Raw genomic sequence first — 13,622 nt, 5'->3', positions numbered from 1 at the left:
TGCAATGGATACGGGCACGAAGCGCAGTCAGCGTGATTACACACTGGCTTTTAAATTATCGGTTGTCCACCAGGTCGAAAAAGGCGAGTTGAGTTATAAAGAGGCTCAGCGGCGCTATGGGATTCAGGGTCGGTCGACGGTGCTGGTTTGGTTACGCAAACATGGTCGCCAGGACTGGAGCCAAGGCGCCTCCATTCGTTCCCAGAGGATCAGACCTATGGACGAGCCAACCTTGCCACTGACTCCCGAGCAAAGAATCAAAGAACTCGAAGAACAACTGGCGCTGGCAACTCAGAAAGCCCAATTCTTTGAAGCCGTGGTCGATGTTCTGAAAAATGACTACGGCGTATCTGTCGTAAAAAAGCGACCCGGCAAGTCGTTGCGCAAACCCAAACCCTGAGTGTCAGCAGGGCTTGCCAATTTATGGGAATAAGCCGTCAGGCCTATTACAAACGCAACCGGGTCTACAGGGCTCGGGCCGACCAGGATCAGCAGCTCATAACGTTTGTAGAGAAGGTCCGTGTTCGCCAACCGTGCATCGGCACTCGCAAGCTGCATTCGATGATGCATGAGCAGCGTGAGCAACAGGAGCTCCATGTTGGCCGGGATCGTTTGTTCGCGGTTTTGCGGGAAAGCCGCCAGTTGGTCCGCAGAAAACGGGCGTATCACAAGACGACCGACAGCCATCATCGCTTCCGCCGACACCCCAATCTGCTGAAACCAAGCCCGGAACAAATAGTCGCTACCGGCCCAGAACAGGTCTGGGTGGCCGATATTACGTACCTGCCTACCCGTGATGGCGTTGCCTATTTGAGTTTAGTGACGGATGTCTTTTCGAGAAAAATAGTCGGCTATCACGTGCATGAAAGTCTGCACACCGACTCCGTGGTGCAAGCCTTTCGAATGGCTTTGAAGCGACGTCGAAGCGTTCAGAAACTAGTCCATCACTCGGATCGAGGCGCCCAGTACTGCTCGGCCCTTTATCAAGAAATGCACGCAAAGCATGGCATCACTTGCTCGATGACCGACGGCTACGACTGCTACCAAAACGCCTTGGCAGAGCGGGTCAACGGCATCTTGAAAACAGAGTTCTTGATCCACCGACCTGCGGATTTTGCGCAGGCCACACAGATGGTGCGAGAGGCCGTCACGATCTACAACCAGGAGCGGCCGCACCTCTCTTTAAAATACAAAACGCCCGATGCGGTGCATCGGGCGTTAGGGTGAAACAGGTGTAAACCTATTTCAGGACTAGACAGAGGCTTAAGCGCCGTCCTGGTCTTTCAGGTGCTCGAACAGGCCTTTTGGCATTTTCTTGCCGTTAGCTTCAAAGTTGGCTTTCACGTTGTCGTAAGCCTCTTGCTCGTCGATGAAGCCATCGTGGTTGGTATCGATCTTGTCGAAGTTGGACTTCGGTGCGACTTTCTGGAATTCGGCGCGGGACACCTTGCCGTCACCGTCGGTGTCGGTTTTTGCCATCGACGCATCGCCACACTTGCCTTCGCCACATTTTCCTTCAGGGGTTTTCACCACCTGTTTGGCGGAGGCCAGCAGATAGCCCTGGGTCAAAGGCTGTGAAGCGAAAACCGAACCGGACAACATCATGCCACCGGCCAAAACCGCGCCGAGCAAACCGATAGTGTTTTTGGTGGTACGGGACATTTCAAATCTCCTGGGTTGCACGACACAACCGCTCGATAAAGGTAGCCACGTGGGTGCGGCGTTAACCGAAGCTGGCGGGGGGCCTTGCTCGGATGTGGCCATTTAACGGGTGGGGTGTATCGCTACTGTCTCGCGCAAGGGGGAGTTTGTAAGCGAAGGGGCGAAACCGCGGGAGGAGACACAGTGAGACACACAAGTGTCAGAGAGTTAGACCGAGGCGCCTGCATCGCGGGCAAGCCTTGCTCCTATAGGTTGATGATGACCCTGTAGGGCCGCGCCTGCGGCAGATCCTGAATAACAGGAGCGCACACACCGCTTGGAAACAGGGCGCTTGGCAAGGCGATCTGACATGCGAAAAAACTGAGGAAGTAAGAGAAATATAAGACAGGATTGGTACCAATCCCGGCCACTACCTTGCGGTAATGGACGGATTGGAAGGTTACCTATTATTGGATTGTCGGCAGCGCATCGGCGCTGCCGACTTCTCGACTGCCCTGGCTTAAAGCACCAGATCCGCCGCGGTCAATGCTGTGACGCCCACCAGCTTGATCGAGAAATCAGCCGCGTGGTCGGTGTTGCTGTTGCCGTAAATCACCACATAGCTGCCTTGATCGTCCGAGCCGGTTTCGTAGCGAAGTTCTTTGGCCGCACCTGTGAAATCGTCCGCCTCGCCCACAAACTTGTAGCCCTTGAGTGCCGAGAAGTCGAGCTTGTCGCCGCTCCCCGGTTGATCGGCGTCTGTGGTGAATTTCCAGACTTCATCCTGCTTGGCACCCAAACCCATTTCGTTGAGGGCATTGAACTTGAAGGTGTCGACCCCGGTGTTGCCCATCATATGGTCGGTGCCGGTCCCGCCGATCAGGATATTGGTGCCACCCACGCCGGCATAGAGATTGTCATCTCCCGCACCGCCGATAAGGGTGTTGTTGCCCTCGTTACCAAAGATCAGGTTGTTGGCGGCGTTACCGGTCAGGGTGAGGTTCAGCGTCCCGGTTTGCCGCGCATCGAGCCATTCCAGATTGGCGCCCAGGGTGATGGAAGCGGTACCCTGGAAGGCCGCGATGTCATCACTGTCCATACGCAGTATCAGGGTGTCCCGATCGCCTTCACCGGTTTTCTCGGTGATGGTGTCTTCCAGCGCCACGGTAGCCTTGGTACCGGCGCCTTTGGTGACCAGGTCAACGACGTAGGTGTCGTTGCCTTTGCCACCGATCAGGGTGTCCGCACCTGCGCCACCGTCGAGCCAGTTGGCCTCGTTGTTGCCGGTGATGGTGTTTTTCAGCTCGTTGCCGACACCTTCGATAGCCGACCCGGTCAGGGTCAGGTTTTCGACGTTGGCCGCCAGGGTGTAGTCGATCGACGCGCTGACGGCATCGACACCTTCATTGAGCAGCTCGACGACGCTGTCGCCGATGTTGTCGACGAAGTAGGTGTCGTTGCCCTTGCCACCGATCAGGGTATCCGCACCGACACCGCCGTTCAGGACGTTGTTGGCGGCGTTGCCGGTCAGGGTGTTATCGAGCCCGTTGCCAACGAGGTTGATCGCCGCGAGAGAATCGATAATGGCGTTTTCGATGTTGTCGCCCAGGGTGTAGCTGTTGCCGGTATAGGCGGCGACACGCACGGTGTCATTGCCACCATCGGCTGCTTCGACCACCACGTCCTTGTTGCTGTAAATCACGTAGGTGTCATCGCCGTCGCCACCGGTCAACAGGTCGCCGCCGTTTTTGCCGTCGAGCAGGTCATTGCCGGTACCGCCGGTGATTTCGTTGCGCGCCGCGTTGCCGGTCAGCTTGTTGCCCAGGTCGTTGCCGACCAGATTGAACAGCCCGGTGCCGGTGACGGTGAGGTTTTCGAAGTTCTGCAGGTTGCTGCTGTTCAGATCGATGCTCTGGGCAAGGGTCTTGGACGCATTGTTGTAAGCAATTTGCAGGGTGTCGTTGCCTTCATCCGCCGCTTCCGTCACCAGCTCCAGCTCTTCCACCTTGTCGAGGACGTAGGTGTCGTTGCCTTTGCCGCCGATCAGGGTATCGATGCCTGCACCGCCATTGAGAACGTTGTTGCCGTCGTTGCCGGTGATGATGTTGGCGGCGGCGTTACCGGTCAGGTTGATTGCCAGCGAGCCGGTTGCGGAAGCATCGAGGTCTTCAAGGTTGAGACCCAGGGTCACGGCCGCAGTACCGCTGAAGTTGATCAGCGCATCGCCGCGCAGTTTCAGGATGTCGTGATCGCCTTCACCGGCCTTCTCGGTGACGGTGTCTTGCAGTATGGCGATGGCTTTGGCGCCGACACCGCTGGTGACCAGGTCAACGACGTAGGTGTCGTTGCCTTTGCCACCGATCAGGGTGTCCGCACCTGCGCCACCGTCGAGCCAGTTGGCCTCGTTGTTGCCGGTGATGGTGTTTTTCAGCTCGTTGCCGACACCTTCGATAGCCGACCCGGTCAGGGTCAGGTTTTCGACGTTGGCCGCCAGGGTGTAGTCGATCGACGCGCTGACGGCATCGACACCTTCATTGAGCAGCTCGACGACGCTGTCGCCGATGTTGTCGACGAAGTAGGTGTCGTTGCCCTTGCCACCGATCAGGGTATCCGCACCGACACCGCCGTTCAGGACGTTGTTGGCGGCGTTGCCGGTCAGGGTGTTATCGAGCCCGTTGCCAACGAGGTTGATCGCCGCGAGAGAATCGATAATGGCGTTTTCGATGTTGTCGCCCAGGGTGTAGCTGTTGCCGGTATAGGCGGCGACACGCACGGTGTCATTGCCACCATCGGCTGCTTCGACCACCACGTCCTTGTTGCTGTAAATCACGTAGGTGTCATCGCCGTCGCCACCGGTCAACAGGTCGCCGCCGTTTTTGCCGTCGAGCAGGTCATTGCCGGTACCGCCGGTGATTTCGTTGCGCGCCGCGTTGCCGGTCAGCTTGTTGCCCAGGTCGTTGCCGACCAGATTGAACAGCCCGGTGCCGGTGACGGTGAGGTTTTCGAAGTTCTGCAGGTTGCTGCTGTTCAGATCGATGCTCTGGGCAAGGGTCTTGGACGCATTGTTGTAAGCAATTTGCAGGGTGTCGTTGCCTTCATCCGCCGCTTCCGTCACCAGCTCCAGCTCTTCCACCTTGTCGAGGACGTAGGTGTCGTTGCCTTTGCCGCCGATCAGGGTATCGATGCCTGCACCGCCATTGAGAACGTTGTTGCCGTCGTTGCCGGTGATGATGTTGGCGGCGGCGTTACCGGTCAGGTTGATTGCCAGCGAGCCGGTTGCGGAAGCATCGAGGTCTTCAAGGTTGAGACCCAGGGTCACGGCCGCAGTACCGCTGAAGTTGATCAGCGCATCGCCGCGCAGTTTCAGGATGTCGTGATCGCCTTCACCGGCCTTCTCGGTGACGGTGTCTTGCAGTATGGCGATGGCTTTGGCGCCGACACCGCTGGTGACCAGGTCAACGACGTAGGTGTCGTCGCCAGTACCGCCAATCAGCGAATCCACACCCGCGCCACCATCGAGGGTGTCATTGCCGGCACCGCCACTGAGGATGTTCTTGCCGCTATTGCCTGTGATGACGTTGTCCAGCCCGTTACCGTTGCCGTTGATCGCGGAGGTGCCGGTCAGGGTCAGGTTTTCCAGGTTGTTACCCAGGGTCAAGGTGATCGAGGACTGCACCGTATCGATGCCTTGGTCGGCATTCTCGGTGATCACGTCCTTGAGGTTATCGACCACGTAGGTGTCATCACCCGCCCCGCCCTTCAAGGTGTCGGCCCCGGCGCCGCCATTGAGGATGTCGTTGCCGTTTCCACCGTCGAGGGTGTCGTTACCGGCACCACCAGTCAGGGTGTCGTTGCCGCCTTCACCTTTGAGAATGGCCGAACCCGAACCGCTCCAGATCAAGGTGTTGTCATTGGCATCGCCAGTGAGCGTCGTGGAGTTGCCGTTCTCATCGAAGCGCTGGCTATGGATATCGCCTATCAGGTTATCCGACGACAACACTTCCCACGTGATCACGAAGCCGCCGTCCTGGGTGGCGTTGACCACCGGGAACATGTCGTTTTCATTGCTGGTGATCAGCAGCTGATTGCCGACTTTGACGCCATTCTTGTCATAGACCTGCGCATACAGGTTGGCGTCTGCCGAGTGCGCGGCTTCGTCGGAAGTTGCCCAACTGATGACGTAGCCGCCACCTTTCAGTGCCGTGATCGCCGGCTCGCCCTGAATTTCCAAAGTGGGCGTATTGACCAGCGTTTCGCCGCCCAGTTTTACCCCTTTGTCGTTGTAACGCTGCATGTAGACGTTACCGGTAACCGGCTCGCCGTTTTTCAATGTGACGCTAACCCAGGTCACCACCAGGCCACCGTCTTCAAGCGTGGTAACTTCCACCCCATCCTGATCGCCGGCCTTGCTGGTATTGATGGGTGCTGCACTGCCATCGCCGACCTTTTGACCGTTGGCGTTGAAGCGCTGCATGTAGATGTCTACGTCACCCGCGGATTTGGTTTCGCGTCCCCAGACGATGACGAAGCCGCCATCTTTCAGGCTGGTGATGCTGGGTTCTTCGGCGAAGATCGCGGCGTCCTTGACTTTGGTATCGACCTTGACCATTCCGCCGATTGGCGCGTGGGTGTCGCCGTTGAACATCTGCATGTACAGCTCGGAGGCGTAAAACGGCGAAGAGCTTGAGCCGCTGGAGCCATTCATCTCCTCTGCCCAGGTCACCACATAGTTGCCATTGGTCAGAACGGTAACCGCGATGTCCTCGAAGTGAACATTGGGTTCGTCGCTGTCTTGCGGCGACAGGCTGATCAGGGAACCGGTGGCGGCACCATCAGCGTTGAACGCCTGGACCTCGAGCTTGTTACCGACAGTCGTCCAACCGATCACGTAACCGCCGTCGTTGGTCGCAGCGATCACCGGATTACGGCCACTGATGCCTTCCAGTAAACGGTCGTTGAGCAGCTCATGGTTCTGGCCAAACTGCTGCAGATGAAGCTGCCCGGCTTCCTCCCAAACCACCGCATAGCTGCCATCGCTCAACAGCGTGGAAGCCGGTTCCATGGAGACCACACTCCCGGCTTCGTTGTCGAACTTCCCATCGTTGACGCCGATGGTCGTGCCGTCGCCGAAGACTACTTTTTCAATGCCAACCAGTGTTGTGTCCTGGTTGCCATGCACCACTACATTGCCTTGGCTGTCCTGAGTAAAACTGTAGCCGGACTGGCCCGACAAACCTGCGGTATCTACACCGTCGCCACCGTCGAGGGTGACGTCGTCGGTGCCACTCCAGTTCAAGGTGTTGTCGTGTGCGTCTCCGCTGATCACCGTGGTGCTGGAGCCCACCAGCAGGTTATCGGCCGTGACCTTTTGCACGTGGACTTCAAAACCGCTTCCGCTTTTGACGCTTTCCCAACTGACCACGACGGTACCTGAGGTACGCACTGTGACGACCGGGGTGTCCATCAATTGTTCGTCAGCATCGGCGGTGGCCACCAGCACCGGCGAGAGATCGGTCTTGGTGCCGTCGGCACCGAAGCGCTGAATGTAAACACCGGCGCTACCCTGGGCGAATTCGTTCCAGGCCAGGACATAACCACCGTCCGGCAGCGAAGTGATTGCCGCGCCGTTGATCGAGAGGTTGCTGCCGACTTCAACCGGGTCTCCCACAGGGGAGAAATTCTTGTCGTAGAGCTGGGTGATGATCACCCGATCCATACCGCCCGTGCCTTGGTCGACACGGCTGAGTACATAACCGTCGGTGACGGGAGTGATGTCGAAGTAGGAAGCGTATCCGAAGTTGCTGACCAGACTGTCCAGAGTCTGAGCCGAATTCGCGACGACCTTGCCGTTGGCGTCAATCCGGCTGATCTGGAACTTGGAGTCGAATGTCCCGTTATCCGCAGAAAAATGCTGGGTGGTATAGGTCAGCCAGTACCCGCCATCGCCCGTCGGCAGCACGGTGATATCGTCGGCTTCGCCCAGGGCTTCGTTGCCCTTGGTCAGGGTTTGCACCGCGCCCGGCTTGCCGTTGGTGTAAACGACGGCCTTGATATCGGAAAGGTCGAGCCGTTCGTCACCCGATGCATGTTCATGGGTTTCACCCCAGGTCACGATGTACTTGTTGTCGGCCAGTACCGTGACTTGTGCGTCCTCCAGTTCGAAAGCGGCGCTCGCAACTTTCACAGCGCTGCCACTGGCGACGCCATTAGTGCCGAACGACTGGGTGTACACGGTAGAGACGTGAGTGGCGTCGTTTTCCGAAGTCCAAGACACAATGAACTGACCATTGGCCAACGCAGTGACAGAAGGATCATCCGCGTCTGGTGTTGAAATATTAGTGCGTTGCAACATCTCGCCATTGGCAGAGTAACGCTTGACCACGATGCCTTCAAAGTCGACGTTGCTCAATGCCCAGGAAATGACATATCCACCGTCGCTGAGCGCTATCACATTTGGGCTTTCGGCACCGTTGCCAGCCGTTTTCGTTTCGATTTCACGCGTAGCCGTCAGCGTGCTGCCATCGGTAAATTCCAGAACCCGCTCACCGTTGTCGCCGCCGACACTATGGATAACAGTTCCTTCGTTGTCCGTTACTACTATGTTTTCACCGTCATCACTGAAGCTATAATCCGTTTGATTTCCCGGGACTTGGGTCGGAGTGCTCATAATCCTTTCCTTTTCATAGCGAGATGCGGCGTTTTTGGCCGTGGCGTTGTTGGGGGGGATGACCACTGTCATGTTCGCATGTTCGCGCGAGCGCGAATGACAGTTTATGGCGACTGCTAAAATTACAACGTTATAGCAAGGCGGCAATCTAGTGGCAATTAGCCATTTTACTAGGCTGCGCGCTTTTCACCGGGCAGGTATTTTTTTTCTCGACAAGCAGATATGCTCGCCGCGCGGGATGCCAGGCTGCCAGCATCGGTAAATTTTTTTCTTGTTGGAATTATTGTTTTGACAATAAAACCACTCGATAAAAATAGCGTTGTATAACACCAGAAAGCTTGTTTTCAGTATTTCCTTAATGCCTGACTGTGCATTGAAATGCTGTTTTAACTCACCACGGTTCATGCGTCCTCTATTAAAAAAGCGAAAAATGGACCATAAAGAGTGGTCATACAACTGGCAGTGATGTTTTGAGCTCTGAAGCTGAAGATTGCATCACCGATGCCGATAACAAAATGATCTACATCGCCACCGATTCAAGCGTGAACGCAGACAACATGGTTTTGGATCTTTACAGCGACTCGGTGCATGCCCTGAAAGCAGTGAAAATTGCACATTTTTCCCACCACGAAGGCCCGTCTGCCCTTCGCGGATAACGAATTTTTCCGGCTCGCTACGCGGGTCTCAGGTAATGGACTATGTCAGCCCCTCCCAGGACCGAACTGGAAAATGCCCTAGCGGTTTGCAAAGGCAGCTTTCTTTCCGTTGGTTTCTTCAGCTTCTTCGTCAATCTGCTGATGCTGGTTCCCTCCTTCTACATGCTTCAGGTCTATGACCGCGCGGTAGGCAGCGGCAGCTTGTCGACCTTGCTGATGCTGACCCTGATCATGCTGTTGTTGATGATCACGCTCGGCGGGCTGGAATGGGTGCGCTCACGGATCATGGTGCGCATCAGCACACGCCTTGAAACACTGCTGGGCCAGCGCCTGTTTGATGCCAGTTTCAAGCAGGCACTCAACACCGGAGGCATGAACGCTTCGGCACAGCCGCTGAGCGATCTGAGCAACCTGCGTCAGTTCCTCACCGGCAACGGCCTGTTCGCCTTCTTCGATACACCATGGATTCCCATCTACCTGGCGGTAATGTTCATTTTCCACCCTTGGTATGGCTGGTTGGGTGTGATCAGCGCTCTGCTGCTTGTGGGGCTTGCGTACATCAACGACAAGCTCACCAATAGTCCGCTGCATGCCGCCAACCGTGAGCATATGGCCGCCACCACCTTTACCAACAAAAGCCTGCGCAATGCTGAAATTGTCGAATCCATGGGCATGCTTGGGCAGTTGCGCCAGCGCTGGAGTGTCCGGGTTCACAAGGTGCTGTCCTTGCAAAGTACGGCCAGTGATCGAGCGGGCGCGATCTCGGCGATTTCCAAGACTTTCCGTCAGATCGTCCAGTCACTGGTGCTGGGCCTTGGCGCCTATCTGGCCATCCAGCACGAGATTTCCTCAGGTTTGATGATCGCCGGCTCGATCCTGCTAGGCCGGGCCCTTGCGCCGATCGATCAGTTGATCGGCGCCTGGAAGGGTTTTATCGGCGCGCGTTCGCAATACGATCGCCTGCATGAGCTACTGGAAAAAATTTCCGCCGAACCTCAGCGCATGTCTCTTCCGGCCCCACAAGGGGCGGTGAGCGTGCAGAATCTGTCGGTGGCACCACCAGAAAGCCGCAAAGCGATCATCCGTGGCCTGACCTTTGATGTGGCGGCGGGCGAATCGGTGGGCATCATCGGTCCAAGTGGCTCGGGCAAGTCCACCCTGGCCAGGGCTCTGCTGGGTATCTGGCCGCCCATAGCCGGCAGCGTACGCCTGGACGGAGCGGATATCACACAATGGCGGCGTGACGAGCTGGGCCCGCACATCGGTTACTTGCCTCAGGACATCGAGCTATTCGAAGGCACCATCAGCGAGAACATCTCGCGTTTTGCCTCGCTGGATGCGCAAGCCGTAGTGGCGGCGGCACGCATGGCCGGCGTGCATGAACTGGTACTGCAACTGCCCGAGGGCTACGACACCGTGATAGGCGCCAATGGTGGCGGGCTGTCCGGCGGTCAACGCCAGCGAATCGGGCTGGCCCGGGCGCTTTACCGCCAGCCACGGCTGGTGGTGCTAGACGAGCCCAACTCAAACCTGGACGACATCGGCGAAAAAATGCTTGCCCAAGCGCTGCACAAGCTCAAGCAAAGTGGTGCCACGGTGTTTGTGATTACGCACCGCCCCAATGTCTTGGCCCATGTCGACAAGCTGCTGGTCTTGAACAACGGCGATCTGGCCATGTACGGACCGCTGAAACAGGTCTGGGCCAAGCTGCAAAATACGCAACAGGCCGCCGCAAACGCGGAACCCACCTCCGCGCAACAATAAAGTGTAGAAATACCACGCTATGCAAAACCCCACACCCTTATCTACTGATTCATCCGACCTGCCTGTCGATGACCGGCCGACCCGCCGCGTCGGCTACCTTATTCTGCTGCTGACCTTTGGCCTGTTCGGTGGCTGGGCGACACTCGCGCCCCTCGGTAGCGCTGCGTTGGCGCCCGGGGTAGTCACGGTCAAGAGCTACCGCAAGACCGTGCAACATCTGGAGGGTGGTATCGTTCGTGAATTGCGCGTCCATGACGGCGACCAGGTGAAAACCGGCGATATCCTTCTGGTGCTGGACAACACCCAGGCCCGCTCCGAGATGGAAATGATGCGTAGCCAACTGGTCGCCGCACTTGAACTGGAAGCGCGCTTGGTAGCAGAACGAGATGGGTTATCCGAACCGAAAGCGGTCCTGGGCCTCAACGCTGATGACCCGCGAGTGCGTGAAGCCCATGACAGCGAGGCCCGGATTTTCCAGACCCGACGCACTTCGCTGCAGGGTGAAATAGGTCTGCAGGAACAGGCCATCGGACAGATTGAGCAGCAGATCCGCGGCTTCAAGGCGATCATCGCCAGCAAGCAGACACTGGCGCGCTCCTACGAGGAAGAAATAGTCGATCTGCGCGCGCTGTTGGCCGATGGCTACGTCGACAAGCAACGCCTGCGCGAACAGGAACGCAGTCTCTCGCGCCTGCAGGCTGAAGTGGCCGAGCAACAGTCGGAAAGTGCCCGGGCGTCAGTGCAGATAGGCGAGGCCAAACTGAAGATTCTGCAACTGAAGAAGACCTTCGCTTCCGAGGTGGCCGGGCAACTGGGTGAGGCGCGTACCAAAGTCTATGACCTGCGCGAACGACTCTCCTCCGTGCAGGACCGCGACCAGCGCACCGAGATTCTCGCCCCGGAATCGGGGATGATCATGGGCATGACCGTACACACCCTCGGCGGTGTGATCAGCCCCGGAACACCGTTATTGGATATCGTCCCCGCCAGCGAAGAGCTGATCGTCGAGGCCCAGGTCTCACCGATCGACATCGACCGGATTTCCGTGGGGCGTCCGGTGGACATACGCTTCAGTGCCTTTAAAAGCAGTACCACGCCCGTGATCAGCGGGCGGCTGATCCAGATTTCGGCTGACCGCTTGACCAACAAGGACACCGGCACGGCTTATTACCTGGCGCGTGTGGCCGTCACCGATGAAGGCCGCAAGGCCTTGGGCGATCTGGCTCTGGTACCGGGGATGCCGGCCGAGGTGCTGATCAATACCGGCGCACGCACGCTCTTGCAGTACCTGATGCAACCGGCGACCAATGCGTTCGCCCGTTCGTTGATCGAGGACTGATATGAGGCGTTGTATTGCATGGTGGCTATCCTTGCCACTTGGGCTTCTTCCCGCTGGCCTGATGGCCGCCGAGGCCTATTCGAATTATGTTGATCTTTGGCAACTGCAACAGGAAGCACGGGGTGCCGACCCGCGCATTCTCAAGGCACAGGCGCAGGTCCGCAGCGGCGAAGGCCGCCAGCGCGAAGCCCTGGGCCGGATGCTGCCGCAACTCAATGCCAACGGGAGTGTTAACCGCAGCCGCCGTGATGATGACTTGAGCCGGACCGAGTACAACGGCAAGCGCGCTTCGCTGGCGCTCAATCAAGTCATCTACGACCCGCAAAGCTGGCGCAGCTATCAGAAGTTTTCCGAGCTGGCGCAACAGAGCCAGTTCGAATCGGCGGATGCCCAGGTGCTGAGCAGTATCGACCTGTCGGATCGCTACTTCACCGTACTCGCGGCAGAGGATGAACTGTCCCTGGTGCGTCGCGAGCTGGACGCGACCCGGCACAACCTGAAGCGGGTCGAGAGTCTGTTTCAAAGACAGATGGTGACGGTCACCGACCCGCTGGAGATCCAGGCCCGGGTGGACACCCTGGAGGCCGATGAAATCGAGGCTGCCAACAAGGTGGCGATCAGCCGCGAAGCCATCTCGGAGCTGGTCGGTCGCGATGTCCAAGAACCCCTCAAGCGCATCGGCGAGAACCCGGCCTTCAGCTTGCCGGCGCAAGCTGAAGCGTACTGGGTGCAGACTGCGCTGGAGAGCAATCCTGCCCTGAAAGCCCGCGAACACAGCGTCAACGCCGCTGAGGCCACCATCCGCGAGGCCAAGGCCGGGCATCTGCCCCGTCTGGGTTTGAACCTGACCGCGCAACGCAGCGACATCGGCTACGAAGGCTCACTGACGCCGCGTTCCGATAACTTCGTGGCGTCCCTGGATCTGCAGGTTCCGCTGTACAGCGGTGGTTCTGCCAGCGCCAAGGTGGTGGCCTCCGAAGGCGACAAGGAAGCCGCCCAGCAAGACCTGGAAGCCCTGCGTCGACAGGTGGTCAAGGAAACGCGAAGCGCTTACATCGGCATCACGGCCGGCCTCAGCCGGATCAAGGCAACCCGCCGTGCGCTCGAATCTGCCGAGAGATCACGTCTCGCCACCGAGAGCGCGTTTCAGTATGGCGTTAAGAACGCCACCGATGTGCTGGATAGCATCAAGAACGAATTTAGCGCACGACGTGATCTCTACCAGTCGCAATACAAGTTTGTTACCAGCCTGCTGGTGCTGCACCGCTGGAGTGGCCGGCTGAGTGACATCGATATACGCCAGGCGAACGACTGGCTGGTGGCTCCGTTATAACCGCACGGCGGTTCAAGGGATTGGTAATCATGGCCAGACAACCCGGCGCCGCCGACGCATCACATTCTGGCGTGGTTCATTCCCCGCAATCGCTGCATTTATCCTTCTCATGCTGGCCTTGCTTATGCGCGATGCGGAAACGGAGCCGGTATCGCTTCTGTGTCGCGCAAGGGGGATACCGTGAGACACAGATCTGCGGATTGATGCATAACAATGTGGGAG

The 13,622-nt window shown here is 57.9% G+C and carries 8 protein-coding genes; 5 read left to right on the top strand and 3 right to left on the bottom strand.

Annotated features, from left to right (window positions below; translation table 11 throughout):
- Positions 1-4: 4 nt before the first annotated feature.
- Positions 5-1,227, top strand: a protein-coding gene (locus tag ACM1ZW_RS04475) for an IS3 family transposase (RefSeq protein WP_416739011.1) whose coding sequence is annotated in 2 segments (ribosomal slippage) — positions 5-356 and positions 356-1,227 — 1,224 coding nt in all. Because the reading frame shifts where the segments join, the coding sequence is not laid out codon by codon here.
- A gap of 36 nt (positions 1,228-1,263) precedes the next feature.
- Here ACM1ZW_RS04475 and ACM1ZW_RS04470 read toward each other — a convergent pair.
- The 3 genes from ACM1ZW_RS04470 to ACM1ZW_RS04460 all read right to left on the bottom strand — a co-directional run bounded on the left by ACM1ZW_RS04470 (position 1,264) and on the right by ACM1ZW_RS04460 (position 8,713).
- Complete coding sequence (locus ACM1ZW_RS04470) at positions 1,264-1,662, bottom strand: EF-hand domain-containing protein (protein ID WP_416740225.1); 399 nt, start codon at positions 1,660-1,662, stop codon at positions 1,264-1,266.
- 499 nt (positions 1,663-2,161) lie between these two features.
- The gene (locus tag ACM1ZW_RS04465) at positions 2,162-8,308 is read right to left on the bottom strand and encodes a hypothetical protein (RefSeq protein ID WP_416740224.1); all 6,147 of its coding nucleotides are present in this window, start codon (positions 8,306-8,308) and stop codon (positions 2,162-2,164) included.
- Between the two features lie 186 nt (positions 8,309-8,494).
- Positions 8,495-8,713, bottom strand: a complete 219-nt coding sequence (locus tag ACM1ZW_RS04460) for a hypothetical protein (protein WP_416740223.1) — start codon at positions 8,711-8,713, stop codon at positions 8,495-8,497.
- A 65-nt stretch (positions 8,714-8,778) separates the two neighbouring features.
- On the opposite strand from ACM1ZW_RS04460, the gene ACM1ZW_RS04455 reads away from it, so the two are divergent.
- Genes ACM1ZW_RS04455 through ACM1ZW_RS04440 form a run of 4 tightly spaced genes read left to right on the top strand, consistent with a single transcriptional unit; the run spans position 8,779 to position 13,400 of the window.
- Positions 8,779-8,964, top strand: coding sequence for a hypothetical protein (locus ACM1ZW_RS04455; RefSeq protein ID WP_416740222.1), 186 nt, complete (start codon positions 8,779-8,781; stop codon positions 8,962-8,964).
- Positions 8,965-9,006: 42 nt separating this feature from the next.
- The gene (locus tag ACM1ZW_RS04450; protein WP_416740221.1) at positions 9,007-10,728 is read left to right on the top strand and encodes a type I secretion system permease/ATPase; all 1,722 of its coding nucleotides are present in this window, start codon (positions 9,007-9,009) and stop codon (positions 10,726-10,728) included.
- 19 nt (positions 10,729-10,747) lie between these two features.
- Complete coding sequence (locus ACM1ZW_RS04445; protein ID WP_416740220.1) at positions 10,748-12,067, top strand: HlyD family type I secretion periplasmic adaptor subunit; 1,320 nt, start codon at positions 10,748-10,750, stop codon at positions 12,065-12,067.
- A gap of 31 nt (positions 12,068-12,098) precedes the next feature.
- Complete coding sequence (locus ACM1ZW_RS04440; protein ID WP_416740219.1) at positions 12,099-13,400, top strand: TolC family outer membrane protein; 1,302 nt, start codon at positions 12,099-12,101, stop codon at positions 13,398-13,400.
- Positions 13,401-13,622: the final 222 nt, after the last annotated feature.

The organism is Pseudomonas sp. NFX71 (genome assembly GCF_048079215.1).
GTDB classification, from domain to species: domain Bacteria; phylum Pseudomonadota; class Gammaproteobacteria; order Pseudomonadales; family Pseudomonadaceae; genus Aquipseudomonas; species Aquipseudomonas fluorescens_B.
This window is presented reverse-complemented; position numbering and strand designations above follow the sequence as displayed.